23 protein-coding genes, 9 tRNA genes, 2 rRNA genes and 1 pseudogene are annotated in these 25,917 nt (G+C 38.2%); 7 read left to right on the forward strand and 28 right to left on the reverse strand.

The window, feature by feature from the left end:
• Window positions 1-53: 53 nt before the first annotated feature.
• From G532_RS0104625 to G532_RS0104650, 6 genes are all read right to left on the reverse strand, one after another.
• The gene (locus G532_RS0104625) at window positions 54-1,976 is read right to left on the reverse strand and encodes an FtsX-like permease family protein (RefSeq protein ID WP_027963753.1); all 1,923 of its coding nucleotides are present in this window, start codon (window positions 1,974-1,976) and stop codon (window positions 54-56) included.
• Window positions 1,966-2,727: an ABC transporter ATP-binding protein gene (locus G532_RS0104630; RefSeq protein WP_027963754.1), complete on the reverse strand. Its 762-nt coding sequence runs from the start codon at window positions 2,725-2,727 to the stop codon at window positions 1,966-1,968. The genes G532_RS0104625 and G532_RS0104630 overlap by 11 nt, the downstream gene beginning before the upstream one ends.
• A 97-nt stretch (window positions 2,728-2,824) precedes the next feature.
• On the reverse strand, window positions 2,825-3,817 hold the full coding sequence (locus tag G532_RS0104635) for a sensor histidine kinase (RefSeq protein ID WP_027963755.1): 993 nt from the start codon (window positions 3,815-3,817) through the stop codon (window positions 2,825-2,827).
• Window positions 3,818-3,822: 5 nt separating this feature from the next.
• Complete coding sequence (locus tag G532_RS0104640; RefSeq protein ID WP_027963756.1) at window positions 3,823-4,500, reverse strand: response regulator transcription factor; 678 nt, start codon at window positions 4,498-4,500, stop codon at window positions 3,823-3,825.
• A 42-nt stretch (window positions 4,501-4,542) separates the two neighbouring features.
• On the reverse strand, window positions 4,543-5,022 hold the full coding sequence (locus G532_RS14760; protein ID WP_051189058.1) for a nucleoside deaminase: 480 nt from the start codon (window positions 5,020-5,022) through the stop codon (window positions 4,543-4,545).
• A gap of 26 nt (window positions 5,023-5,048) precedes the next feature.
• Window positions 5,049-5,612, reverse strand: a complete 564-nt coding sequence (locus tag G532_RS0104650) for a DNA-3-methyladenine glycosylase I (protein ID WP_027963757.1) — start codon at window positions 5,610-5,612, stop codon at window positions 5,049-5,051.
• 223 nt (window positions 5,613-5,835) lie between these two features.
• Here G532_RS0104650 and G532_RS0104655 point away from each other — a divergent pair, with 223 nt between their 5' ends.
• Entirely contained in the window at window positions 5,836-6,261 is a 426-nt protein-coding gene (locus G532_RS0104655) for a hypothetical protein (protein ID WP_027963758.1), read from the forward strand.
• A 55-nt stretch (window positions 6,262-6,316) separates the two neighbouring features.
• Here G532_RS0104655 and G532_RS14765 read toward each other — a convergent pair.
• Window positions 6,317-7,354: pseudogene (locus tag G532_RS14765) on the reverse strand (zinc-binding dehydrogenase).
• Between the two features lie 96 nt (window positions 7,355-7,450).
• Between G532_RS14765 and G532_RS0104665 the strand changes: the two are divergent.
• Window positions 7,451-7,642 (forward strand): hypothetical protein, encoded by a 192-nt coding sequence (locus G532_RS0104665; protein WP_027963759.1) that lies wholly within the window; start codon window positions 7,451-7,453, stop codon window positions 7,640-7,642.
• Window positions 7,643-7,822: 180 nt separating this feature from the next.
• Here G532_RS0104665 and G532_RS14770 read toward each other — a convergent pair whose 3' ends face one another.
• From G532_RS14770 to G532_RS0104755, 16 genes are all read right to left on the reverse strand, one after another.
• Window positions 7,823-8,107 carry a helix-turn-helix domain-containing protein gene (locus tag G532_RS14770; RefSeq protein WP_051189059.1) on the reverse strand — a complete coding sequence of 95 codons (285 nt, stop codon included), beginning with the start codon at window positions 8,105-8,107 and terminating at the stop codon, window positions 7,823-7,825.
• Window positions 8,108-8,151: 44 nt separating this feature from the next.
• Window positions 8,152-8,391 (reverse strand): type II toxin-antitoxin system RelE/ParE family toxin, encoded by a 240-nt coding sequence (locus G532_RS16370; protein WP_035512531.1) that lies wholly within the window; start codon window positions 8,389-8,391, stop codon window positions 8,152-8,154.
• 545 nt (window positions 8,392-8,936) lie between these two features.
• The gene (locus G532_RS0104685; RefSeq protein ID WP_027963761.1) at window positions 8,937-9,299 is read right to left on the reverse strand and encodes a DUF3021 family protein; all 363 of its coding nucleotides are present in this window, start codon (window positions 9,297-9,299) and stop codon (window positions 8,937-8,939) included.
• 159 nt (window positions 9,300-9,458) lie between these two features.
• Window positions 9,459-11,261 carry a glutamine--fructose-6-phosphate transaminase (isomerizing) gene (gene glmS, locus G532_RS0104690; protein ID WP_027963762.1) on the reverse strand — a complete coding sequence of 601 codons (1,803 nt, stop codon included), beginning with the start codon at window positions 11,259-11,261 and terminating at the stop codon, window positions 9,459-9,461.
• A gap of 483 nt (window positions 11,262-11,744) precedes the next feature.
• Complete coding sequence (gene glmM, locus G532_RS0104695; RefSeq protein ID WP_027963763.1) at window positions 11,745-13,100, reverse strand: phosphoglucosamine mutase; 1,356 nt, start codon at window positions 13,098-13,100, stop codon at window positions 11,745-11,747.
• Window positions 13,101-13,148: 48 nt separating this feature from the next.
• On the reverse strand, window positions 13,149-14,387 hold the full coding sequence (locus G532_RS14780; RefSeq protein WP_051189060.1) for a CdaR family protein: 1,239 nt from the start codon (window positions 14,385-14,387) through the stop codon (window positions 13,149-13,151).
• Window positions 14,371-15,201, reverse strand: coding sequence for a diadenylate cyclase CdaA (gene cdaA, locus G532_RS0104705; protein ID WP_027963764.1), 831 nt, complete (start codon window positions 15,199-15,201; stop codon window positions 14,371-14,373). Before cdaA ends, G532_RS14780 begins: the two co-directional genes overlap by 17 nt.
• A 159-nt stretch (window positions 15,202-15,360) precedes the next feature.
• Window positions 15,361-15,951, reverse strand: a complete 591-nt coding sequence (gene sigW, locus G532_RS14785) for an RNA polymerase sigma factor SigW (protein WP_051189061.1) — start codon at window positions 15,949-15,951, stop codon at window positions 15,361-15,363.
• 466 nt (window positions 15,952-16,417) lie between these two features.
• Entirely contained in the window at window positions 16,418-17,320 is a 903-nt protein-coding gene (gene rocF / locus G532_RS0104720; protein WP_027963765.1) for an arginase, read from the reverse strand.
• A gap of 205 nt (window positions 17,321-17,525) precedes the next feature.
• Window positions 17,526-17,601 (reverse strand) — tRNA-Ala (locus G532_RS0104725).
• A gap of 16 nt (window positions 17,602-17,617) precedes the next feature.
• A tRNA-Lys gene (locus tag G532_RS0104730) sits at window positions 17,618-17,690 on the reverse strand.
• A gap of 22 nt (window positions 17,691-17,712) precedes the next feature.
• Window positions 17,713-17,787, reverse strand: a tRNA-Gln gene (locus G532_RS0104735).
• 4 nt (window positions 17,788-17,791) lie between these two features.
• Window positions 17,792-17,877, reverse strand: a tRNA-Tyr gene (locus G532_RS0104740).
• A gap of 9 nt (window positions 17,878-17,886) precedes the next feature.
• Window positions 17,887-17,962: transfer RNA gene (locus tag G532_RS0104745), tRNA-Thr, on the reverse strand.
• 10 nt (window positions 17,963-17,972) lie between these two features.
• Window positions 17,973-18,048 (reverse strand) — tRNA-Val (locus tag G532_RS0104750).
• Window positions 18,049-18,083: 35 nt separating this feature from the next.
• Window positions 18,084-18,155: transfer RNA gene (locus G532_RS0104755), tRNA-Glu, on the reverse strand.
• A gap of 370 nt (window positions 18,156-18,525) precedes the next feature.
• Between G532_RS0104755 and G532_RS0104760 the strand changes: the two genes are divergently transcribed.
• The 5 genes from G532_RS0104760 to sph all read left to right on the forward strand — a co-directional run bounded on the left by G532_RS0104760 (window position 18,526) and on the right by sph (window position 24,160).
• Entirely contained in the window at window positions 18,526-19,299 is a 774-nt protein-coding gene (locus tag G532_RS0104760) for an HAD family hydrolase (RefSeq protein ID WP_169513895.1), read from the forward strand.
• A gap of 21 nt (window positions 19,300-19,320) precedes the next feature.
• The gene (locus G532_RS0104765) at window positions 19,321-20,313 is read left to right on the forward strand and encodes an extracellular solute-binding protein (protein WP_027963767.1); all 993 of its coding nucleotides are present in this window, start codon (window positions 19,321-19,323) and stop codon (window positions 20,311-20,313) included.
• A 72-nt stretch (window positions 20,314-20,385) separates the two neighbouring features.
• A complete protein-coding gene (locus G532_RS0104770) occupies window positions 20,386-22,068 on the forward strand; it encodes an ABC transporter permease (RefSeq protein ID WP_027963768.1) in 1,683 nt (560 codons plus the stop codon).
• A gap of 40 nt (window positions 22,069-22,108) precedes the next feature.
• On the forward strand, window positions 22,109-23,167 hold the full coding sequence (locus G532_RS0104775; protein ID WP_027963769.1) for an ABC transporter ATP-binding protein: 1,059 nt from the start codon (window positions 22,109-22,111) through the stop codon (window positions 23,165-23,167).
• Window positions 23,168-23,185: 18 nt separating this feature from the next.
• The gene (sph, locus tag G532_RS0104780) at window positions 23,186-24,160 is read left to right on the forward strand and encodes a sphingomyelin phosphodiesterase (RefSeq protein ID WP_035512533.1); all 975 of its coding nucleotides are present in this window, start codon (window positions 23,186-23,188) and stop codon (window positions 24,158-24,160) included.
• A 348-nt stretch (window positions 24,161-24,508) separates the two neighbouring features.
• Here sph and panD read toward each other — a convergent pair whose 3' ends face one another.
• The 5 genes from panD to G532_RS0104805 form a co-directional block, all read right to left on the reverse strand.
• Window positions 24,509-24,892: an aspartate 1-decarboxylase gene (panD, locus tag G532_RS0104785; RefSeq protein ID WP_027963771.1), complete on the reverse strand. Its 384-nt coding sequence runs from the start codon at window positions 24,890-24,892 to the stop codon at window positions 24,509-24,511.
• Window positions 24,893-25,208: 316 nt separating this feature from the next.
• Window positions 25,209-25,281: transfer RNA gene (locus tag G532_RS0104790), tRNA-Thr, on the reverse strand.
• Window positions 25,282-25,284: 3 nt separating this feature from the next.
• Window positions 25,285-25,359: transfer RNA gene (locus G532_RS0104795), tRNA-Asn, on the reverse strand.
• A gap of 91 nt (window positions 25,360-25,450) precedes the next feature.
• Window positions 25,451-25,566: ribosomal RNA gene (gene rrf / locus G532_RS0104800) — 5S ribosomal RNA — on the reverse strand.
• 83 nt (window positions 25,567-25,649) lie between these two features.
• Window positions 25,650-25,917: ribosomal RNA gene (locus tag G532_RS0104805) — 23S ribosomal RNA — on the reverse strand; the annotation flags it as partial.

Here is a 25,917-nt window from a genome sequence, read left to right on the forward strand (position 1 = left end):
TCCCTCCTAAACATTACTCCGCTCATCCTTCAAATGACACGTTGCAAGTTATTTTATATACTCCTTTTCACTACTTTCTTGTAATACATGAGGGAGATCAGTGCGAATATGGAATATAATGTGATGTAGACTCCCATAACCGTTAGCATTGGTGTCCATATTTCATTACCAAATAAGAACCCGCCTGCATTTACTGCGAAGTATGTGTGCAATAGCCCGATTAATAATGGGATCCCGAATGTGACAACCATTTTAATAGTAAGACCTTTTAGAATTTCGTTTTCAGTAAACCCTAGCTTTCTTAGGATGTTGTAGCTTCCCTTTTCATCTTCACTTTCTCCGATTTGCTTAAAGTAAAGGATACACCCTGATGTTAAAAGGAAGGCAAACCCTACGAATCCAACGATAAACATCACCAAACCTGTACCCTGCATTTGCATATTATACTGGTTTATTTTTGATTCGAATTGTGAATAATTGTCTTCATTCATGAGTTGATAAATGCTCTCGCTGTCTTCTCCAGTAATATCAATCGCAAATCCTTCACGAGGTTGGTTCATTTCCTCATCATAATTATGATTTTCCTCAAGTTCTTCGTATACTTCATTTGAAACAATAGCTTGAGGAGATCCGTAAGTGACAAAGGATGACAAAATTGCATTCTCACCCATCGATACTAATTCAACATCACGTTCATAATCATCGCTGATCAGCGTGATGGTTTCGTTAAGTTTGAATTCAATGTAGGAGTCTAGAAAATAAGGGACACCAGTGATGATGATTTCATCTCCCTCGACCTCAAATCCATCGACATGTTCTTCACTAACCATACTTAAAGCTAGGGCTGTATCGAATCCCCCTGGAGCCTCTGCATCAATCGCGATCGCGTCACCTTCCACATCATAAGAGACGGTTGGAATATTGACTGTTTCGTGTTCAATATCATTTTCATTTAACAAATCACTGTAGTACTCCATGTCTTCTTCTTCATAAAAAGTATAGTCATTCGGTACAGACGCCTCAATCGTGTCCTCCACCGAGTAGTAGGAGATATACGAGAGTGACATTAAGCCCATACTGATTGCACTAACTACACTAATTAAGGTAAGCAGGAAGGCATTTGACTTCATTTTAAACATAATGCTCGTAAGTGAGAGCACGTCATTCACATTAACATGACCATTTTTAGACTTTCTGAGCATATTCAAAAGAAAGGCGACAGAAAACTTAAAGGTAATATACGTTCCGGCAATCGTTAGGAATAAGACCCCGAACATTAAAAATATAAGGGCATTCGTAAAGTTCATCATACTCGCTGACAACCAATAGCCGGAGATAATCATAACTAGACCAAGCGTGCCAAATAGAACCGTTACTGCACCCATCCCTCTATAACTCGCTTCACTCGATTGCTCTAGTTTAAGCATCTTTATGAGACTTGTTTTCTTTAAAAAGATATAGTTTTGTGCCAGCAACAGGGCGAAAATAAATATAAATAGTAAAGCAGTCTGAATCACAGCTTCGATGGAAAAGGTCATTCCAACAGATAGATCGATCTGCATCAGGCGAAGCAAGACCATCAGTAGCATTCTGTACACTAAAAAGCCGAGTGCAATACCTATAATTAAGCTCCCGAAATAAATCACTGCGTTTTCTACAATCAGCATTCTAAATATTTTCTCACGAGTCATGCCAATCAATTGAAACAAGGCAAGCTCTCTATTTCTTCTTTTTAAGAAAATCGAGTTTGCGAACATGACGAATGTTGCGATAATGACAATTAAGAGCACAGAGCCAACGATAAATCCTGTCGACATTAATTCACTCGACGTCAGCTCCTCGGCTACCCCATCATCCTGAGACATTAAAACAAATGAAAAATAAAGTGCCACACTAAATACTAGCGCAAATATATACAGTGTATAGTTCTTAAGATTTTTAAAGAAGTTCTTCAAAATAACCGAGTTAAGACTCAACGCCGACACCACCAAGCACACTTTGCGTATTCATTATTTCTTTGTAATATTCTTCTTGCGAACGATCCCCTTTTCTAAGCGTGGAATAGATTAGACCATCTTTTAGAAAAATTACTCGACCTGAGTAACTTGCTGCAGTGGCGTCGTGAGTTACCATCATGATGGTAGAGTTACTTTTGTCGTTTAACTGTTGAAGTTTCCTTAAAAGGTTGCTTGCTGCCTTAGAATCAAGCGCACCAGTCGGCTCATCAGCAAAGATGATTTTCGGCTGGTGGATATATGCTCTTGCCGCACTCGTCCGTTGTTGCTGACCACCAGAAATTTCACTTGGGTATTTCCCTTTTAGATCATAAATTTCAAGCTCTTCAGCAACGACTTTGAATTGTTTTTCAACTTCTGCTTTCTTCATACTTCTAATAGAAAGTGGTAGTAGTATATTTTCTTTCACAGTTAAGGTGTTAAGTAAATTGTACTCTTGGAACATAAAGCCAAGGTCGTTCTTTCTGAATTCTGCAAGTTTCTTATCCTTTAGAGCAGTAATATCTTGACCTTCTATGAAAATATGACCACTTGTGACTCGATCGATCGAACTCAGCACGTTTAGTAATGTCGTTTTACCTGAGCCAGATGCCCCCATTATAGAAACGAATTCACCTTGTTCAATCGAAAGGTCAATTCCTTTTAAAACTTCTGTTCGGTTCACTCGCTTGCCATAAGATTTTTTAATCCCTTTTGCTTCAAGAATCATCACGGTCCCTCCATTGATTTGATAACTTCATTTTACCCTGTTGCTCCTTCTATTTCGTTTGATTCTTGTGACGAATACACAAAACCATGTGACATTGTTGTCACATGGTCTTCACCTGTTGAAATGTATTCTTTTTAGGGAAAGTAAGCGTGATTGTCGTGCCTTCCCCATAGATAGATGTTATATCGATCGCAATGTCCATAGCATTCGCCGCTTCTTTCGTTAAATACATCCCCATACCTGTTGCTCGCATATCCCCGTGATCACTAGTGGAGGTAAAGCCGGCTTCAAATACGCGTGGAAGATCTTCCGCTTTGATTCCACGTCCATAGTCGGTTATTTCAAGCTTCGCCCATCCTTCGCTTACATCACTCGAGATCGTAATGTCACTATCACGAGAATATTTAACACTGTTTCCGATAATTTGATCGACCATAAAGGAGAACCACTTTAAATCAGTTTCTATATGAGTGATATTCAATTCAATATCAAACCCTATTCCTTTTTCGATACAAATCGTCCGTAATTTTCGAATCGTATTAGATAGGATCTCCTCGATATCGACCGTTTCGATATATAAATCATTGCTTATGTTTACGAGTCTTCTTTCAAAAAGCATTTCATTTAAAGTCGCATCAAGCCTAAGCCATTCCTCTTCCAGCCTTGCCCCTTTCGATCTATCCAAGTCATCAATCAACAACTTCATCGTCGTCATTGGCATCTTCATGTCATGAATCCATCTCGTCAGCTCATCTAGATTTTCAGCAGTCTTCTTAGATTCGCTTTCCAGTATCTGATTGTGGTGTCTCTTCATGACTGACAGTTGATCGTTGAGTCGTTGCTGATAAGGGGTTTCCGGTTCCGGCAAACTGTCCGTTTCATCAATTTTTTCTATTTTCATTAACTCTCGCCAATAATTTCTCCCTCTTGAAAAGTCCCAAAGCAGGAATAGAGATAAGATGACAGTGTTCATGATCACGATATAGATCACAGAGAAATTCGGAATATCTGTATCCAGCAAGCCAAGTAGCAAGATAGAAAGATTGAAGCCAATAAAGAGAATTAGCCATGGCAATATCTGTTTCATGTACATGGCCCTCACTCCTTAAGCATGTAGCCGAGACCTGTTTTAGTAATGATCGCGTCTTCCAGCCCAATATCATCAAGCTTTTTCCTAATTCTATTCACATTGACAGTTAAGGTATTATCGTTAATAAATCTAGAATCATCCCACAGCTTTTCAATGAGTGCTTCTCTCGTTACTGCCTGATTGATCTCATTAATCAAGACAGATAAAATAAAAGACTCATTTTTTGTCATGTTCATTTCCGCTTCATTTCTTACCACAGTCAGTTTCTTAAAATCGATCACGGCATCTCTAAATTTCATCACGTGTATATCTTGATTTTGATATTGATAGGTACGCCTTAGCAAAGCTTGTACTTTCGCCACCAACACATCAAAATTAAATGGCTTCTGCACATAATCATCACTACCCAGCTGCATACTCATCACCATATCAGAAGGATGGTTCCTAGAAGATAAAAAGATAATCGGAAGGTTTGAAATATCACGGATCCGTCGACACCAGTAAAACCCATCGTATTTGGGAAGCGTAACGTCAATTATAACTAAATCCGGCTCGATCCGAATAAAATCATTTAATATATTGGCGAAGTCAGTGACACCGTGCACAATGTAATCCCACTCTTCTAATCTCTCTTCAAGTTCCTTAAAAAGTGACTCGTCATCTTCAATTATAAATACTTTTGACATATTCGTTTCAAACCTCCGCTTCTTATGTAAATGGTTTATTTATTACCTTTTTCCAGTACTCACTAAGCCAGCCATTTCTTCATGATATGTTTGAATGACCTCAAATGACTCTTCCGCTAGTATTCCTCCCGTGTAACTATGTACGCGCTGGTCAATATAATCGTTTGACTTAATAAAAGGTTTCATATTCATATATTTATCCTCTACAGCATACACAATATGACGTATGTTGGTCATCACAATGGTGGATAAACACATAATACAAGGCTCGAGGCTTGTATAAATCACGCATTCCCTTGCATGCTGTTGCCAAAAGGCTGCATGATTATTAATTGCCGACATCTCTGCATGTAAAGTCCTGTTTTGATTTGTTTTAGTACTATTATTCCCGCGTGAGATGATTTTTCCTTCGTGCACAATTACTGCGCCAACTGGTAAGTCGCCACGTTCGCCAGCAATTTTGGCTTCTTTAATCGCTTCACTCATAAAATATTCATGGTCCAGCTCTTCCGGGTTTACCATCGCTTTTCCTCCAGTATCATATTATTTTAGCTTCTTCTATTTGAAGAATGATAAGGGCAGCTTTTCACGTGATCGTCCACCATGCCGATCGCTTGCATAAACGAATACATTGTTACCGGGCCAACAAATTTAAACCCTCTCTTCTTCAAATCCTTACTGAGCTGTTGAGATAGTGATGATTGAGCAGGGATTTCTTCATCAGCATCCCAATGATTGATTAATGGCTTGTGACTAACATAACTCCATAAAAAGTTTGAAAAGCTATCAAATTCTTGTTGGATCTCGATGACTGCCTGTGCATTATTTCTCACAGATTGAAGCTTCGAAAGATGTTTAATAACATTATGATGCTCTTTAACATTCTGCAAATCTTCGTCCGTCAATTTCGAACAATAATTTATATCAAAGTTGTGAAAAGCTTCTTGATAAGCCTCTCGCTTCGACAATACAATACTCCATGACAATCCAGCCTGTGCCCCTTCTAAAGTCAACATTTCAAATATATAGTTGTCGTTAGAGGTTGGTATACACCACTCCTCATCATGATATAGTTCCATGAGTTGATTATTTCCTGGCCAAGCACATTTCATCTTTTATTCCACCTTTTACACCTACTTGAGCAATCGTTCCATATTCTTACTTAAATATTATCATACTTCATTTTAAACGACGGAATAATTCATTCGATTTCCCATAACATGAAGTTAGGAATTCATACTTGTGGTAAAATAAGTTAAATTGAGTATATTTAGTGGGATACATTGGTTGAGAGTTAATAGTTCGTGGTTAAATCTATGAAAGGAGTAAAGTGAAATGAAATATCAAAACAATTTCAAGAATATCAACTGGACAATTTTTTCAATCCTTCTGTTCGTCGGTGCTATGTTTTTGGTCTATACGATTTACAATCTGTATAGTACCGCACACATTACTACGGGGGAAGAAGCACAATCTCGTGCAGGATTACGGTGGGGTTTTCTACACACCATCATTGCATTTATTATAGTTTTACTTTCTTCTTATTTAGCTTTAGGGTGGAAACGGATATTTCCTTTTAACGTGCCGATCGCTATCATAATAGCTGGATTGAGTTATATGTTGCTTTTTCTAACGTTCACGATTGGATGGATTGGAATGCTAGGAATGATGGGATTTCTTGTTTCTTTCTTAATCGGGCTTGTCCTGATGGTCTCTTACATAGTATTCTTTTTATTGAAATGCGTAGGCAGAAAAGGATAAAAACTATGTAAATTAAACCACCTCCATAAAGAAGATGGTTTAACTGAACTGTTTATTATTCAGGAAGCAAGACTACTTTCCCTAACTTCCCTGCTTTTTTAAAATAAGTTTGTGCTTCTCTCGCTTCTTCTAAAGGGAATGTACGATCAATCACCGGTTTGACTTTCCCTTCTGAAATAGCTTTTAGCATCTGTTTAAATTCTTCCCTTGTCCCCAATACGGAACCATAAAGTGTAATATGCTTTAAATATAACGTTCTGAAATCGAGCTCAGTCTTTTAGCCACCCGCTGATCCTGAAATGCAGTATTTCCCGCCTTTCTTGAGTACGTGAAGGGCTGTTGAAAACAATGCATCTCCTACCACATCTAACACAGAATCAATTGGGCCACCATTCACTTCTAATATGTCCTCCGCAAGATGATCTGATTTATAGGATAATACATGCGTAGCACCTAGTTCCTTTAACTTATTTTCCAAGTCTAAATCACCAACAATTGCTATAACCTTTGCTCCAAATACTTTAGTGGCAATTTGAACATTTAAAGAACCAACGCCTCCATTTGCTCCCGTTACCATCACCGTTTCTCCAGGTTGAACTTGAATTTGTTCGACCATATGCCATGCCGTCAAGCCACTTACACTGAAAACAGCACTTTCTATATAGTCTGATAGAGGCATATCAAAACAAAGATCCGCCGGCCACACCACATATTCGGCGTAACCACCATCATATTCTGATCCGATGAACGACATATCCTCCGAAATATGTTCCAAACCTTCTTCACCTGATGAAGTAAACGGGAAAAGAACAACATCTTTGTCTAGCATAGACTTGTCCACTGATTGTCCAGCTTTGACGACGATACCAGTTATATCTGAACCAGGTGTGCGTGGAAACCCGACTCCTTCAGGTCGCCACCCAGACTTGGATCCCGTCCCGTAAGCCCCTTCTCTCATCCAGATTTCTGTATTATTTATGGAACAGGCCTTTACCTTAATTAACACTTCATGTTCTTTAGGCTCGGGAATATCTTTTTCGATGACTTTCAATTGATCAACATCACCGTATCCTGTTACTTGAACAGCTTTCATAAGCGTTCACCCTCTTATTTTTGAATTATTATAAGTATTACACATAATAGGCATTGATTATAAATAATTAGTATCAGAAAGTAATGAGGTGGTTTTGTGAAAAATACTCCTTCGGCTATGAGACTATTAGAATCTATTCGTTCATTACTTTATATTCTTGGTATTTTTGGTGGAGTATTAGCATTTGTCAAACAGGAGTGGACGATGTTTGGTCCAAGTGTAGCAATTGGATTAGGTATTGAATCAACTAATAAGAACCGTTTAAGTATTCTTAAACCATACAAGTAAAGGTTTGGAGAAGGCAAAAGGCATATTTAATGTCTTCTGTCATTTTTAATAAAAAACTCAATGGAAAGGATATTGTTACTGTGACAACGCTAATAAACACACTTATGAAAGAAGATAATGGTTAAACTATAAAATAAGTAAAAAAAAGTCTCGCACAAATTTTTGTGCGAGACTTTTCGCTTATAGTGTAGCAGCTTGTTCAATGTCTGAACTTTTTTCTTTTAGTGAAAACTCTAAATCAAGTGCTTCAGTAAGTGTAATCAATGTACTCATTTTGGGTACATCCTTACCACTTTCAATTCTTGAAATTGTTTTTTGTGGGATTCCGGATATCTCTGACAATGCTCGTTGGCTTAATCCTTTTCGCTCTCTAGCTGCTAAAATTTTACCTGTAATATTAAGTATTACAATTTCCTTGTCGCCCTCTTCCATTAACTCTTGACGAAAGTCATTAAAGTTTTTCATGAAAATATCCTCCTTTAAGTTTATAAACATTAAATTCTTTAAAGTTATTGTTTGTTGTGCTTGGACATCCATTCATTTTGTCTCTTTATTGCCCGCTCAATTTGGTTTTTAGGGGTCTCATTCGATTTCTTTTTAAATTGATTTGTTAGTACTATCGAATCAGAGCTGAAGTAAAAAAACAATACACGATCATCTTTTACTCTAAGTTGCCAAATTCCTGACCTTAGAGGTTTGATATCTTTCCTTTTTACTTCACCACTTCTGATTAAATCACCATTTTTCATCTAGATATGAAAACATAATGATTGTTTTTCGATATACTTCAGGTTCTCTTTTTTTAATTTTCCTTAGCCACTCGTCAACGGGCTGTTTTCCTCGATGATCGGCATAATAGAATATATCCATGCCTCCGGCTCACCTCTTTATATAGTATTATTACCTTCGGCATTTGATAACATACATGTTATTAAGTATTATGATAACTTATATGTTATCGTAATGCAAAGGTTTTATATGTTTTTATAGTTTTAGTTTATGATTCACCTTGTCAAGGTTTTAGTCGATTTGGGAAGCGATTAGGTGGAAATGAGGAAGATAAATCACGCTGCTCACTAATGTGGGAAACTTTTCTTTTGAGTAAGCTGCTACAGTTCCTATGGCAGGATTTCTAATTTTGACATATGTATCCTCCAATAATTTTCAGAGTTAAAATTATAAATTTCTATTTAAACGAATAAAGTCATTTAGAAGTTTCATAGATATTAATTATTATTTCTTATATTGATGGTTTCGGTAATCGCGCTTTGATAATAGAATGTCCTTCGAATATTTACCAAGAGAATATTTTAGCTAATATAAACATCACAATCCATAAAACTACACCCACAGAGACAAATAGGAGGAAAATTTTAAAAGCATCCAATATAGAGGAAATTTCAAACCAACCACTTAACAATAGAATCGGATAAACGGTTATTAGCATGATTAAAAAATGTACACCACTTTGCTTAGTAAAACTCCAATGATCTATGTTATAAATAACAGTTGCTGCACCCACAAAAAAAGCTATTAGGCTTGCAACAAATGTTCCTTTAGCATCATAAAACCTACCTTGAAAATATAAAATTAAGGCAATACCTCCCATAATAACAAGTGGTATGCCTCCCCTTAAAAGAGCTTGTGTAATTAACATTTTTGAAACCTTCTTTCCAAAAATATTCTTAGGGACAATGGTCTGTTCGTAGTATAACTCTTAACCTACAAAACACCCCTTCAGATAATCATATCCAAAGGGGTATAGTTTCGCAAATTTATTTTGAAACTTGATTTGTTTGTTTTCACTTCACAAAACTTACTCCACCGTCACACTCTTCGCAAGATTTCTCGGTTTATCCACATCACAATCACGATGTAGTGCTGCATAGTAAGAAATCAGCTGCAATGTCACGACAGATGCAAGTGGTGTTAACAATGGATGCACATCAGAGAATGTGAAGGCGTCTCCTTCTTTGTAGAGGTCTTCTGGGCTGATGATACATGCATTGGCTCCACGGGCAACGACTTCTGAGACGTTACTGCGGATCGAACTGCTTACGTGCTCTTGTGTTGCAAGGGCGATTACTGGTGTACCTTCTTCGATTAAAGCAATCGTACCGTGCTTCAACTCCCCGCCTGCAAATCCTTCTGCTTGGATATAAGAGATTTCTTTTAGCTTCAATGCGCCTTCGAGTCCGACGAAGTAGTCTAGACCACGTCCGATGAAGAAGCAGTTACGTGTTGTTTGCAAGTATTCTTGTGCGATCTTTTCGAGTTGATCTTTTTGATCGCATAAAGCTTCCATTGCGTTCCCGACAATTGCTAGTTCTTTTAGTGGGTCGAAGTCGAGTGTTAGACCTTTTGCTCTTGCTGTATCTACAGCTAGAATGACTAAGACTGCCATTTGTGCTGTGTACGCTTTGGTCGATGCAACGGCAATCTCTGGGCCGGCATGCAAATGTAGCGTGTAATTTGATTCACGAGAAAGAGTGGATCCTGGCACATTGGTCATTGTTAATGCTGGGTGTCCTAATCTATTTACTTCCACTAATACGGAACGTAAATCTGCTGTTTCACCGCTTTGGGAAATAAATACGAATAATGGCTTTTCAGATAATAATGGCATGTTGTAAGAGAATTCACTCGCAATGTGTACTTCTGTTGGTACTTGTGCGATTTTCTCTAAAAATTCTTTACCAATTAGCCCAGCGTGATAACTGGTTCCTGCAGCAATAATATACACACGATCACAGTCAGCCATCGCTTGACGTACGTCTTGATCTAGTTTGATCTGGTCATTTTCATCTTGATACTCTTGGATGATTTTACGCATGACAAATGGTTGCTCGTCAATTTCTTTTAGCATGAAGTGAGGGTACGTACCTTTTTCGATATCACTAGCATCGATTTCAGCTGTGAATGGTTCACGAGTAACCTCTTCTCCATTTAGCTTTTGAATCTTGACGTGATCTTTCGTAACTAAAACAACTTCTTCGTCCATTAGCTCAACGAATTGATCTGTTACTTGTAGCATTGCCATGGAGTCACTTGCTACCACGTTGAAATTGTCACCAAGTCCAACGAGTAATGGGCTTTTATTTTTCGCTACATATACTGTATCTTCTGCATCGTGATCCAGTACGGCTAATGCATAAGATCCGTGTAAAAGTTCAATCGTACGACGGAATGCTTCTAGCGTGTCGTTCGTATCTTTTTCGAAACGTTCCATTAGCTGCACGATTACTTCTGTATCTGTTTCACTGACGAAATTAACGTCACTTAGATATTCATCTTTAAGTTCTTGAAAGTTCTCTACCACTCCGTTATGCACAAGGGTGAATCGTCCTGTTGTGCTTTGGTGAGGGTGTGCGTTTGTTTGATTCGGCTGTCCGTGAGTTGCCCAGCGGGTGTGCCCGATTCCTGTCGTTGCTGTAACGTTTGAATCGACTGCCTCACGCAAAGTCGCAATTCTTCCTTTTACTTTAAAAAGGTCCGTGTTGTCCTTCGATCGAACAGCTACACCTGCCGAGTCATAACCGCGGTATTCCAACTTCTCAAGTCCTGTTAATAAAATTTCTTTCGCATCGTCATTTCCTATATATCCTACAATTCCACACATATGTGTTACCTCCTAGAAGAAAGAGGTAAACAAATCCATACCTAATTTAGGGGCTTTGTTTACCCCTTTCTCGTATTTTAATTTCGTTCACCTTATTTGTATGGTTTGTTCATCAAGTCGCCTTGATGGTTTGCCATGACAAATATGTCGGTTGAGGTGTAACAACCGGGAGGCATCCGCCGAAAGCTCGATGAACCTCCTCCTCGTCAACTACTCATCTTTTACCGTTCGATCAGTAGTCCTGGCGCTTTTTGTTGATTGTAAAGCCTACTATGCTCCTTTCCATTCTTGAATCAAACTAATCACATTTTACTTACATTCCTATCAAAGGTCAATAGGAGAGTTGGGTATACAGCTTCCTTTAAGTGAGGTAATCGAAAATTGACATGCATCCTACGTGAATGAGATCAATATCTCATTTTAAATAGCAGAATGTAAGTCAATTTTCTAATCCACACAGTTCATAGGATGCCTTACTCTATTCTATTCATCATGCAGTCCATATGTTTGGTCAATGAAGTCTGCAATTTGCCTTACGTACTTTTCGCATTCATCTTTGGTAGGTGCTTCTACCATGACGCGAACGACTGGCTCTGTTCCTGATGGGCGCACAAGTACGCGGCCTTTGTCACCAAGGGCATTCTCCACGCGATCGATCTCATCTTGAATCGCTTGATCGGTTTGAACTTCTTGTTTATTGATGACACGCACATTTTCTAATACTTGTGGGAACTTTTCCATTTCCTTCGCAAGGTCTGATAATGGTTTACCTGTCTCCTGCATCACATTTAGTAATTGAAGACCGGAAAGCAGACCATCACCTGTTGTATTATAATCTAGGAAAATAATATGACCAGATTGTTCGCCACCTAAGTTGTAGTTATTCGCACGCATTTCTTCCATCACGTAGCGATCACCTACAGCTGTTTTGATATTAGCAATTTCAAGTTCATCAAGCGCACGGTAAAGTCCGATATTGCTCATGATTGTTGTGACAATCGTGTCGTTACGAAGGCGGCCTTGGCTTTTAAGGAATTTTGCACAGATGTACATAATTTTATCGCCATCGATGATATTTCCTTCTTCATCAACAGCAATTAGACGATCTCCATCTCCGTCAAAAGCTAAACCAACATCAGCCCCTTGTTCTCTAACAGTTTGCTGCAACAACTCGGGATGGGTAGATCCACAATTTTCGTTGATATTTGTTCCGTCGGGCGAAGACCCAACAGAATGAATGTCCGCTTCTAAATCAGCAAATAGATGCGAAGCTAATGTAGACGTGGCTCCATGGGCACAGTCTAAAGCAACTTTTAATCCATCAAAGTCTGTATCTACTGTCTGTTTCAAGTGTTGTAAGTATTTTTGACCTGCTTCAAAATAATTGATTGCCTGACCTACGTCTGAACCGACTGGACGTGGTAGTTCATCTGCTTCTGCATCAAGTAAATCTTCAATTTCCTTTTCTTGTGCGTCTGACAGTTTAAATCCGTTTTCTGAGAAAAACTTAATCCCGTTATCTTCGACTGGGTTGTGTGAAGCAGAGATCATCACTCCAGCTTGTGCGCCAGAAGCCTTCGTTAAATAAGCAACACCAGGTGTAGAAATGACACCTAATCGCATTACTTCTACACCAACAGATAGGATTCCAGCTACAAGAGCGCCTTCTAACATTTCTCCAGAAATACGTGTATCTCTTCCAACTAGTAATTTTGGTTTTTCTACTGCATCTTTTGTTAATGTATAGGCTCCGAAACGTCCTAGTTTAAAGGCCAACTCTGGTGACAATTCCTCATTCGCAATGCCACGGACTCCGTCTGTTCCAAAATATTTACCCATGCTTACACTCGCTCCTTCATTTCTCGCGTCTATAATATTCGTTCTATTTTAATCGATTCTGACTCGAATACGGTCATTTTCTGCTTGCAATCGGATGTTGTCAGGACCTTCAAATTGAACCGTTGCAAAGAATTCCCCTTCTACATAACCATCGACATCAATCCATACGCGAATATCATCACGATCAAGGTCTTCTAAGTCCTCTTCTGTTCCAATGACTGTCACATCTATTTCAGGGTCTTCTGGGTCTAAGAAGGTAATCTCTTGGTCATCTTCTAAGTTCTCTACTTCGACTTCCATTTCCTCGTACACTTCTTCAATCGCTTCTTGCACGGTCACTTCTATTTCTACCGTTTCTGGTTCTATTTTTGTCGTACCAGATGGAAGTGGAAGATCAGCTTCAATCGTTGTAGACTCTTCAATTTCAGATAAATCTACTGATATCGCTTCTAGCATATTTATCTCCTCTAATCGTTCCGTGGTACCAAAAAGAGTTGCTGATACTGGGTCCACTGAAATTCCTTCAAGAACTAAATCTTCACTTAATTCACCTGTAGTCTCATGGCGAATCGGATAGCGTTTATCACTCACTGACACGTCTGCTTCTATTTCAACAGTAGAAGGATTAACAAAAACGTTCAGCTCATTTCCATCTGAGTCATAAACCCTTACTGGTGTATTCGTCGCAATACCATCTTGAGAGAGTTCTGCAAAGCTAACAATCGCTTTTACCATCGCAATTGACTCGACTTCTTCACTGGAACCAGTTACTTCCACCTCTTGTGGGGACACCACTGGAGCACTTGCGAAAACTTCTGACTCATCTATGTCGTTTCTACCCACATAATCAATTTCAACGGGCAAAGTAACCGTGGAACGCTCTTCAATAATAACTTCAATCATCCGCGGTTCTATATAAACTTCTAACTGATTTGGTATACCACTATGCTCAACCTCAACTTCATGTTCTCCAGGTCCCAAATCATTTAAATCTATTTGAATGTCAAAATTCCGCTGCCTAACCGTTTGTGTAATCACACTTCTTTGACCTTCGACAGTCACATTTACCGTATCCGGTACTCCACGCACCACATACTGTTCATCATCTAATATAACTTGTAAAGGCACATTCTCCATCATTTCCGACTCACTTGAATTAGACGGTAAAAATGTGTCATTAGAGCGAGATGTATTTGCTTCATCTACTGCAACCGTCACATATAATAATAAGGCAAGAAACAAAGAAACAATTCTTGTGAACCAAGGGCTTTTAATCAGATTGTCCATTTCGCTTCCCCCTAAAACTCCAAGATTTAGACGTGTTTGTTTGATCTGTTGGATTCAATTCTTTCTGAAGCATTTTACGTAACGACTCTTCATCAAGCTTACGATGCAATTCCCCATTTTTGGTACAGGAGATGCTACCCGTTTCTTCTGATACGATAATAGTAAATGCATCCGTTACTTCACTGACACCCATTGCAGCTCTATGCCTCGTCCCTAATTCTTTAGAGATAAATGGACTCTCACTTAATGGCAAGTAACAAGCTGCCGCCACTATTTCATCATCACGAATAACTACTGCACCATCGTGAAGAGGTGCATTCGGAATGAATATATTTGTTAAGAGCTCACTAGATAATCTTCCACCAACTGATACTCCAGTTTCAACATAGTCACCCATACCTGTTTCACGTTCGATCGAGATTAAAGCTCCAATTCGACGCTTACCTATATAATTACAAGAACGAATAATTGCTTCTATGGAATCAGAGATCGCTTTTTCTTGTGAGGATGTATTTCTAGCAAAAAAGCTTCCTCTTCCTAATTGCTCCAGTGCTCTTCTAATTTCAGGCTGGAATAAAATAATAACTGCAAGAAAACCCCATGTAATAGCCTGGTATACTAACCACTGCACCGTCTGTAATTCTAATATCGAACTGAAAAACCAAATACCTAATATAACAAAGATTCCTTTAAGTAACTGTACTGCTTTTGTCCCCCGTATAACTGAAAATAATTTATATATTACAAACCATACAAGGGCAACGTCTACTACAATTCGTAAAAATTGCAGGAAGTCGAATTCCTCAAAACTCATGCCCACACGCCCTTCACATCACTGTATTAAGAAAAATATATAATAAAATTATATGAATTCAAATTTAAAACAATCATAGCCATTATAGCATATTTCCTGCTCTGGATAAGGATAGGAATTGTATTTTATTTCTTATTTATAAAAAATAAAACGTTGCCCCTAGTCAAACAGACTCGATGCAACGTGTGGATTGGAAATAATTAGTTTGTGTAAAGCTTGCTTACTTCTGTGTAGATGCGTTTTAACAGTACCAACTGGAAGAAATAATGCTTTGCTTATATCTTCTAAACTATAGTCCTCGCAATACCTTAGAAAAATAACTGCTTGGTATTTTTCTGGTAGTTGATAGATTGCTTCACAGATCAGTTTTCTCTTTTCATTTTTCGCACACTCTTCCTCTGGCAAAGGTTCTTTACTTCTGAGCTGATCGGTGTACGTTATATCCTGGCAATCTTTAATTTCGTCATCCAATATGACGGACGGTTTCTTTTTACGCATATAATCGATTGTTACATTCGTCGCTATTCGGTGCAACCACGCTTGAAACTTCTCATGGTCTTGGCAAGAGTTTATATTTTTATAAGCTTTCAAAAAAGTCTCCTGGGTGAATTCCTCCGCATCATGACGATTTCCAATCATTCGATAACAATGACTGTAGATCATTCCTTCGTATTGATGCACAAGCTCCTCAAAAGCATTTTCATTCCCATCTTTAAAAGCTGTAACCCGTTTCCCAACTGCCTGGTTCATACCATTTCCCCCGCAAACTCAACACCAAAATTTTTCTGAAATAATAACTGTCTCATCATTATAATACATCTTCCAATAAATGAGAACTCCATATTCAAAATTTTTCAATTTATTGTTAAATTCGATGGAAATTTTGTGTGGGAAGGGGGTTGAGTGGGGGTTAAAAAATGGTGGGTGGTGATTGGGCTTCCTGACGAGCGATTGGAACGTGCTGACAGGCGATTGGGCTTCCTGGACAGGCGATTGGGCTTCCTGACGAGCGATTGGATCTCGGAGAGTGGGTTCCAAAATTGATATATTATGCTAATCGCTGAAATTCTCATTTGAACGCTGATATAGTTTCATGAACGTTGATATCTTCATCTAGAAGTTGATATAAATTTCTAACTGCCGATATACCTTCCTTAAAATTGATTTACACTAAAAACCAGGCTACCTTTTATAAAGTAACCTGGACTTAGCGAGTTTAGATATATTTTTTTCCTAAAAAGGCAGCGATCATTTCAGCTGCTACTATTGCTGTTTTGTTTTTGTAATCTAATAGTGGGTTCACTTCCACAACTTCTGCAGATGTTAAAATACCTGCATCATGTAGCATCCGCATAGCATAATGCGTTTGCTTATAGGATACTCCTCCATCTACTGTCGTGCCTGTTCCTGGGGTGTGTATTGGATCAATGCCATCTACATCTAAGCTTAAATGAACATGATCAGTTCTTTCCTCCAAGTAGTTAATGGTTTCTCTCATAACTACTTCCATCCCCATCTCTTCAATTTCATGCATGCTGTAAACTTTAATACCTTTTTCCTTAATTAACTTTTTCTCCCCGTCATCAATAGATCGCGCACCTATTATAACTATATTCTCTGGGTCAACCTTAGGAAAATTCCCTTTAATGGAAGTAAGTCTATCATGACCTAGCCCGATACTAGCTGCTAAAGACATACCATGTATGTTTCCAGAAGGTGATGTCTCAGCCGTATTCAAATCAGCATGTGCGTCATACCAAATTACTCCAAGCTTCCTTGTTTGGTCCGAAACCCCAGCAATCGTTCCAATCGCGATACTGTGATCTCCCCCTAGAATTAATGGGAATTCATCTTTGTTATAAATTTCATTTACTTTATTGGCAATTTCAATATTTCCTTGAGCAACTTGATCTAAGTTTCTCAAATTAGTTTTTGGGTCAATACTATGATTTCTAGTATTTTCAATAGAAACATTTCCATAGTCAGACATATCCAAATTCAAAGCTTCCAGATGTTTATGTAAACCAGCATAACGGATTGCATCTGGTCCAAAGTCTACACCATCATTCGGTTGTGCAACTGTTAGTGGAGCCCCTATGATTCCTATCATTTTATTCAAATTAATAACCCCTTTCTCCACTAGCCATTTTATACCTTTTTCAAACTATGACTCAACTGCACAAAATCGTGAATAAATATGCACATATGAAACCGCTCTCATCATTGAGTGTCTCTATAATTGGATAAAACATGCATGTAAAGAAAACTTTGTTTCAAACACAAAAAAACACTTCCTAATAGAAAGTGTGCGTTTGATTCATATATGGTGGAGCCTAGCGGGATCGAACCGCTGACCTCCTGCGTGCAAAGCAGGCGCTCTCCCATCTGAGCTAAGGCCCCAAATATGAAAAAAGAGTGAGCCATGAAGGATTCGAACCTTCGACCCTCTGATTAAAAGTCAGATGCTCTACCAACTGAGCTAATGGCTCAATGTACTATATGAAAAAATAATGGCTGGGCCAGTAGGATTCGAACCTACGCATGACGGCACCAAAAGCCGTTGCCTTACCGCTTGGCCATGGCCCAATAATGGTGGAGGGAGTAGGACTCGAACCTACGAACCCGATGGGAGCGGATTTACAGTCCGCCGCGTTTGGCCAACTTCGCTATCCCTCCAGTTGTAAATGGTGCCGGCCAGAGGACTTGAACCCCCAACCTACTGATTACAAGTCAGTTGCTCTACCAGTTGAGCTAGGCCGGCAAATTGTGCATGGTGGAGGATGCAGGGCTCGAACCTGCGACCCCTTGCTTGTAAGGCAAGTGCTCTCCCAGCTGAGCTAATCCTCCCGAGCACATATTAACAAATGTGCTAAAAATGGTGATGACCCGTACGGGATTCGAACCCGTGTTACCGCCGTGAAAGGGCGGTGTCTTAACCACTTGACCAACGGGCCGTGTAAATAATAATACCCTTCATCAGAAAAGGACAAGTTTTATTATATACACATTTAAAAGCTTTGTAAAGCGACAAAATAAATTCAAAATTTTAAAACAATTACCTCCACTTTATATCAATTTTTTTACAAAAATTCAGTGAAATTTCAAATTAATTAAATTTATTTTAAAAAGTTTTAATCTTCTTTATCCACTGATATAAGCACAATACATAGATCTTAGGTCTTAAGAATTAGCTATTTCAATTTGACTTCTCTAGGAACTCTGATTACGCTAGTAAATGTCGTTAATTTTATTAATTTTGTTAAGTTTTTTTAAAACAAAGTTAATATGCCGCAATTTAAGATACTTCAATATTATTATTCAAAGTTGAAAGGAGGATTTCATATTCATGTAACTATTCACGACCATCACTTTGAAGCAGATACTATTTTATTTGATAAAGACGGCACGTTAATTGATTTTTATTCGGTTTGGGGCAATTGGGGAGAAGTTATCCTCCAAGAGATCGATTCCCGTGTAAAGGACAGAATACCTTTTAATAAAAATAAAGCTGCTCACATGATTGGTTTAAATTTAGAAGCCGAAACATGGGACCCAAAAGGCCCTTTAGCTATCGGCGGCACAGGTGACTTAATTACACTACTTACACATTACTTATATCAACATGAGATTCCTTGGAATGATGCTTTAACACATATAATAGAAAGTTTTGAAGCAGTTAATAAGAATTTCAATTGGAATAAATACATTAAACCAATTAATGGAGTCATTGACTTCCTATCAGAAGCCAAAAGTAACGGGATTAAAATGGCAGTAGTTACCTCTGATTTAACAGAGGATGCCATACTTCACCTAAAACTCTTAGGGATAGATGAATATTTCTCCACAATCTTAGGCCATGATTCAGTCTCTAGAGGAAAACCATTTAGTGATATGGCTGATTTAGCGTGTGAACAGTTAAATGCGAATCGTGATAAAACAATTGTTTTTGGTGACTCGAATGGAGATATGAAATTAGCAAAAAACGCGAATCTTAAAGCTGGTATTGGGGTCACACCTAATAGTGTTGAGAACGCGTCCTATTTACAAGATGCTGAACTCATTATAAACAACTACAACAGTTGTTCTATAAATAAATAAAAAATAAGGGGAGAAATTTAAATGAAAAAGTTAACATTAGCAACAATTACACTACTTACTATGCTAATAGTTGCTGCATGCGGTGGCAGCTCGGACTCTGATGGAGAGCCGTTGCAAGTTTATACGCACAATGATTCTGAGGAAATGGATGCAATGGTTGAAGATATTGAAGAAAACACAGGAATCGAAATGGACGTTCTTCGTTTATCTAGTGGAGAAGGTTGGAGTCGTATTGAAGCTGAAGCTCCTGATGTAGGTGCTGATATGCAAATTGGTATGCTTCACGGTTTTGGTATGAAAGCTGAAGAAGCTGGTTACTTATTACCACATGAATCAGAGGAATGGGAAGACGTACCAGATCAATTTAAACAAGAAGATGGAGAATGGTACGGTACATCATTCTGGTATAACATGATTGCAGTTAATGAAGACATTATGGAAGATAAAGGTCTTGATGTTCCTGAATCTTGGGAAGATTTATTAGACCCACAATATGAAGGTGAAATTGTACTACCTGACCCAGGTACTTCAGGTACAGCATTTTTAGTTACATCTACTATTATGCAGCTAATGGGTGAAGAAGCTGGTTGGGAATACTTTGAAGATCTTGATGAAAACGTAGCCCAGTATACGAAATCAGGAACGGCACCTGCACAAATGGTAGCTCAAGGTGAGTATGCTATTGGAATCACATGGGACCAAGCTGTCTTTGACTATATTGACCAAGGTTACCCTATTGATAGCGTGTTACCAGAAGAGGGTGTTGGTTATAGTTTAGACGTTGCTTGGATTTTTGAGAACACGGAACAACCTGAGAAAGCGAAGGAAGTAATGGATTACTTAGGTACACAGGATTTCATGGAGTTATCAGCGGAATACCGTTCAATGGTAACAAAACCTGGTATTACTGAGGATGAAGGTTTAGAAGAAAGCTTTATCGATTATGATGCCCAATGGGATGCAGATAACCGTGATCGTATAATGGAAGAATGGCAAGACAGATTCTCTAATTAAACCACTTGACCAGCGTCTATAACGTCGCTGGTCTATCAATATTCAATGTACATATAACTGAGGTGATTCTATTTGAGTACAAAAGCATCAACGCAAACGAAAACTAGTAAAATGATTTCTGATTTTCGTAACTTCTGGTCTGAGCCTTGGTTTGCTATTTTGACCTTGGTTTTAGCGGGGGCCATTCTATTATTCATTGTAGTCCCTGTTTTTGCTGTTCTATTTAAAAGTTTTGGAATTGGATCTGGTGAAGTAACCCTAGAATACTATCAAAATTTTTTCGCGAGGTCATATTATTTTGAATCACTAGTCAACAGTGTAAGTGCAGCGATTCTCTCTACGCTAATCGTTGTCTTTTTAAGTGTTTGTATATCTTTGTATGTTACAAGAACTACAAGCTTTCTATCCAAATTTTACCGAGGGGCTGCATTATTACCACTTGTAGCACCACCTTTCATCTTTTCCTTATCCTTAATTATTTTATTCGGTAGAAATGGCCTTTTCACACAAGTCATGAATAGTGCCTTCGGTTGGGAATTCAGTATTTACGGCTTCTCAGGGGTTGTCATTGCACAAGTCCTTGGTTATTTTCCAATTGGTTATATGTTAGTCGAAAGTACGATGCGTAATATGAACCCTAGCTTAGAGCACGCATCAAGTGATTTAGGAGCTAAACAAGGAAGAACATTAAGAAAGATTACACTTCCTTTATCTCAATCTGGGATTGTAAAAGCAGGACTGCTTGTTTTCGTTATGGCATTAGCTGACTTTTCCAATCCGCTGATTATTGGTGGTGGAGAGCCGTTCTTGGCTTCTGAAGCTTATTTACTTGTTGTGGGTCAACAAAATCTAGAACAAGCAGCTGTACTAGGTGTATTCTTAATAGTCCCTAGTTTACTAGTATTTATCTTTCAAACTTATTTCTTGAAAGATACTGGATTAGAAACAATTAGTGGGGAGTCTGGTGCTTCTAATGTTCCACTTTCTCCAAAAGTAAAAGCAATAGTTATGACGATAAACACAATATTCGTCTCATTTATTGTCTTAATGTTCGTCATGGTTGTACTTGGTGCTTTTGTACGAATTATTGGGATAGATAATACGTTCACTTTAGAGCACTTTACAAATAGGAGTGGTTGGGACTCCCTTTACATCAGTATTGTCGTATCATTCTTAGCAGCTATTCTCGCAGCTACAATTGGTATGCTACAAGGTTATTTATTTGCTAGAAAAACGATTCCAGGAAAGAAAGTCTTAGAGTTCTTAACATTATTCGGTCTTGCTGTCCCAGGTACTGTTATGGGTATTGGCTATGTACTAATTTTTAATGGACCACCATTCTTCTTAACAGGAACCGTTTTACTGATTGTTTTAAATATGACGTTCAGAAAAATTGGTGTTGGACTTGAAGCAAGCATTAGTAAGATGCACCAAATTGATACTTCGATGGAAGAAGCCTCAAGTGACTTAGGTGCAGGACCTTATCGGACATTTGGAAAAGTTGTTGTACCATTATTGAGTCCAGCGTTTGTAGCTGGTTTCGTTTATACCTTTATGACAGCAATGGTTTCCATCAGTTCTGTTATATTCTTAATTGCACCAGGGACAAACCTTGCTGCTGTTTATATTTTAAACCTTGCAGAACAAGCACGCGTTGGTATGGCATCCGCAATGTCCTTTATTCTAATACTAATCGTACTATCTTGTATGGGACTACTTAAATGGATTGAGAAGAAAACTGGTGTGAATATATAATTTCCCCTTTACAACAAAGAAAAATGAAGGAGTGAACACTATGAGTAATCAGTCAAATTATCTAGCCTTAAATAATTTGTATAAATATTTTGATAAAATTACAGCTGTTAATAATATTTCGATTGATATCGAACAAGGTGAACTGATTTCCTTTATTGGACCAAGTGGTTGTGGTAAAACTACACTTCTTAGAATAATTGGTGGCTTCCATAAACAGGATGAAGGAACAATTAATCTAGATGGTCAACAAATTGACCACTTACCACCAGAAGAACGTTCTACGGGAATGGTCTTCCAGAACTATGCGTTATTTCCGCACATGTCGGTTTTTAAAAACGTTGAATACGGATTAAAAGTCGAAAAAGTAAAGAAAGAGGAACGTAATAGAAGGATCAAAGATGCGCTAGCTCAAGTACAGCTTGAAGGTTATGAAGACCGAAAACCTAGTGAACTAAGTGGCGGGCAACAGCAACGTGTTGCCATTGCTAGGTGCTTGGTACTTCAACCGAAAGTTCTACTGCTTGATGAACCACTTTCTAACTTAGATGCTAATTTAAGAATGATTATGCGTGAAGAGATTAGACGACTGAAAGAAGAATTAAATTTAACTATTATATTTGTTACACACGATCAGGAAGAAGCTTTAAGTATATCTGACCGCGTCATTGTATTAAAAGATGGAAAGATACAGCAACTTGATCGACCGGACAATGTTTATAACCAACCACAAAATGAGTTCGTTGCAAACTTTGTCGGCCATACTAATATTTTAGAAGGTCAATTTGAAGACCATGACAACAAAACGCTATTCAAGACTGAACATTTTAGTTTTGAGGTTCAAAGTAAATTTTCCAATTCGTCTAAAAACGGAAAAGCCGTTGTAAGACCTGAGAGAATATCCATTATGCCTAATGGGGATGTGGAAGGTAAAATTTCTAAAATCGTTTATAACGGAAGCTTTACTCGTTATTTTGTATTAATCTCTGGTGAAGAGATTATGGTGGATGACTTCAACGCTCATGGTTTAGGTCATTATAAAAGAAATGACCCTATCAAACTAGCATTTCCTACAGATCCACATTTTATCAATGAAAACTAAAAGGAGGATTTTATTTTAATGAGAAAAGTACTATCTACTCTTATAGTTGTATTAATGTTAGCTACACTATCGCACAACCAAGTCCATGCAGAGCAAGAAACAGATCATCAATATAATACAGATCTAGAGATTATGGCTTACAATGTTTATTTTATGTCTAGCGTTCTTCATCCAAAATGGGGACAGAACCAAAGAGCTGAACTACTTGGGGATGTAGAGTTTATGTACGAGCAAGATATTATCATTTTAAATGAGTTATTTGATGGTCAATCATCTGATTTACTATTAAACAATTTGAGAGATGCCTACCCTCACCAGACTCCTATTTTAGGTAGTACAACATCTGGTTGGGACGATACTCAAGGTAGCTATTCTTATGTTGTTCCAGAGAATGGCGGAGTGAATATTATTAGTAAATGGCCAATTGAAGAACAAATCCAGTATGTATTTGAAGATGCATGTGGTCCTGAGGGGATGAGCAACAAAGGTTTTGTTTACACCAAGGTAATGAAAAATGATGATCCGTACCACATTATTGGTACACATATGCAGTCTACAGACTCAAACTGCTCTGATGGGGAGCCAGCAGAGGTAAGGGCGTCACAAATGAATGAAATAAACCAATTTGTTGACGAACATAATATACCTACCGAAGAAATGCTAATTATTGGTGGGGATTTGAATGTGATCAAGGGGTCAAACGAATATGATTCCATGCTAAATCAACTAAACGTTTCAGAACCTGCATACTCTGGGTTTGATGCGACTTGGGATCCTCAAACAAATTCCATTGCAGCTTATAATTATCCAGAGTATGAAGCCCAATTTCTTGATTACATCTTTACATCTAACAACCATCAACAACCTAATTCTATGAACCTTCATGCGGAGGATGTAAAATCTCCATTATGGTCAGTAACATCTTGGGGTACAACTTACGAATATAATGATTACTCAGATCATTATCCTGTTTTTGGAACAATTGAAAACTAAAGTTCAATAGTATAGTTGTAACATTTAGAACGACCATCATACACTTACATTGCCTCTCTTGATAATACTTTCTTAATCAACTTGAGTATTATAGGAGGTGGTGATGGAGTGTATTTTTTGATACTTTAGTTTTAAATTTCTATTATAAGTTGTTTAATACATCCTTACTAAAACAATATGATTACCTCTGTTAAGGTAATTGCTACCACTCGCTATGTTTAACGTTACAATGTTTTAATGCTATAAATACAAAAAATCTGCCTAGACATTTTATCAAAAGTTTTATATACTTCCGATCGTCGTTGTGGCTTTTGTTGATATAAGATTGAGTTAAGAAAAATTTCATTTCTATTTGTCTGGCCAGTGCAAATCATGCTCCTCTACACTTGTTATCTCATTCTTTTCATCAACGAATACTACTTTAGGTTTTAAATACTCGATTTCATCATCTGTGAAATGTCCCATACTTAAAATGATAACTATATCATCTGGTGAAAATAAGTTAGCTGGCGGGCCGTTTAAACAAATTCTCTTCGATCCTTCAGGCGCAGGGATCGCATATGTCTTCCACCTAGCTGCATTTTTTATGTTCGCAATTTGAACCATTTCGTATGGTTTAATATCTGCTTCCTTCATCAATTTATAATCAATCGTGATACTTCCTACATAATCTAGTTCTGCTTCTGTTACGGTTGCTCGATGAATTTTACCCTTACACATTAAGCGTTGCATGAAACATCCCTCTCTCTAATCAATTATTTCACCTCGGGGTTAAGTATAAGGTAGTTAGTTTGAATATTCAAATACGTCATAGGAGAGGCTTAGCAGATCGACTTGGGATAATAACCATAGGCTGAACATACGTTGAACAGGCAAATGACTCATTACATTAAATGAAACTTGTTTTAATTAGATTCCATGCACTTCATATATGTTTATATATTTTCATAAATTCAACCGCCCAAACCTATCAACCTGTAGCTAGTTTACAATAAAAAAATAACGCTATTCACTGGAGAATAGCGTTACAAAAACATTTGTTTAAGAGAGCTTCCTACCGGATTTGAACCGGTGACCTCATCCTTACCATGGATGCGCTCTACCTGCTGAGCTAAGGAAGCATTTGGCTCCAGCGGCAGGATTCGAACCTGCGACCAATTGATTAACAGTCAACTGCTCTACCACTGAGCTACGCTGGAATGGTATTATTATGTCTAAAAAAAATTAAAATATATTGTTAATATATTTTAATTGCTAAATAAAAACTATTCAAGTTTAACATTTATAACAGCCCGGCAGCGTCCTACTCTCACAGGGGAAGAACCCCAACTACCATCGGCGCTAGAGAGCTTAACTGCTGTGTTCGGCATGGGAACAGGTGTGGCCTCTCTGCCATTGCTACCGGATCGTGTTACTTTTTTAGAAGGAATGTACCTTCAAAACTAGATAAGAGTTTATAACCAAGCATCGAAACGTTTCACGTTCGATCGAAGTTAAGTCCTCGATCGATTAGTATTCGTCAGCTCCACGTGTCACCACGCTTCCACCTCGAACCTATCTACCTCATCGTCTCTGAGGGATCTTACTTGCTTGAAGCAATGGGAAATCTCATCTCGAGGGGGGCTTCATGCTTAGATGCTTTCAGCACTTATCCCGACCACACGTAGCTACCCAGCCATGCCCTTGGCAGGACAACTGGTACACCAGCGGTGTGTCCATCCCGGTCCTCTCGTACTAAGGACAGCTCCTCTCAAATT

It is taken from the genome of Halalkalibacillus halophilus DSM 18494 (genome assembly GCF_000423105.1).
GTDB lineage: Bacteria > Bacillota > Bacilli > Bacillales > Alkalibacillaceae > Halalkalibacillus > Halalkalibacillus halophilus.

Excerpts from the sequence above, each read along its gene's own strand:
- panD (WP_027963771.1), bottom strand. The coding sequence starts at position 24,892 with ATGCAACGCTTAATGTGTAAGGGTAAAATTCATCGAGCAACCGTAACA.
- G532_RS0104765 (WP_027963767.1), top strand. The coding sequence starts at position 19,321 with ATGAAAAAGTTAACATTAGCAACAATTACACTACTTACTATGCTAATA.
- glmM (WP_027963763.1), bottom strand. The coding sequence starts at position 13,100 with ATGGGTAAATATTTTGGAACAGACGGAGTCCGTGGCATTGCGAATGAG.
- glmS (WP_027963762.1), bottom strand. The coding sequence starts at position 11,261 with ATGTGTGGAATTGTAGGATATATAGGAAATGACGATGCGAAAGAAATT.
- G532_RS0104635 (WP_027963755.1), bottom strand. The coding sequence starts at position 3,817 with ATGTACATGAAACAGATATTGCCATGGCTAATTCTCTTTATTGGCTTC.
- sph (WP_035512533.1), top strand. The coding sequence starts at position 23,186 with ATGAGAAAAGTACTATCTACTCTTATAGTTGTATTAATGTTAGCTACA.
- G532_RS16370 (WP_035512531.1), bottom strand. The coding sequence starts at position 8,391 with ATGAAAAATGGTGATTTAATCAGAAGTGGTGAAGTAAAAAGGAAAGAT.
- sigW (WP_051189061.1), bottom strand. The coding sequence starts at position 15,951 with ATGAACCAGGCAGTTGGGAAACGGGTTACAGCTTTTAAAGATGGGAAT.
- G532_RS0104650 (WP_027963757.1), bottom strand. The coding sequence starts at position 5,612 with ATGAAATGTGCTTGGCCAGGAAATAATCAACTCATGGAACTATATCAT.
- G532_RS14780 (WP_051189060.1), bottom strand. The coding sequence starts at position 14,387 with ATGGACAATCTGATTAAAAGCCCTTGGTTCACAAGAATTGTTTCTTTG.
- cdaA (WP_027963764.1), bottom strand. The coding sequence starts at position 15,201 with ATGAGTTTTGAGGAATTCGACTTCCTGCAATTTTTACGAATTGTAGTA.
- G532_RS14770 (WP_051189059.1), bottom strand. The coding sequence starts at position 8,107 with ATGAAAAACTTTAATGACTTTCGTCAAGAGTTAATGGAAGAGGGCGAC.
- G532_RS0104775 (WP_027963769.1), top strand. The coding sequence starts at position 22,109 with ATGAGTAATCAGTCAAATTATCTAGCCTTAAATAATTTGTATAAATAT.
- G532_RS0104655 (WP_027963758.1), top strand. The coding sequence starts at position 5,836 with ATGAAATATCAAAACAATTTCAAGAATATCAACTGGACAATTTTTTCA.
- G532_RS0104640 (WP_027963756.1), bottom strand. The coding sequence starts at position 4,500 with ATGTCAAAAGTATTTATAATTGAAGATGACGAGTCACTTTTTAAGGAA.
- G532_RS0104685 (WP_027963761.1), bottom strand. The coding sequence starts at position 9,299 with ATGTTAATTACACAAGCTCTTTTAAGGGGAGGCATACCACTTGTTATT.
- G532_RS14760 (WP_051189058.1), bottom strand. The coding sequence starts at position 5,022 with ATGGTAAACCCGGAAGAGCTGGACCATGAATATTTTATGAGTGAAGCG.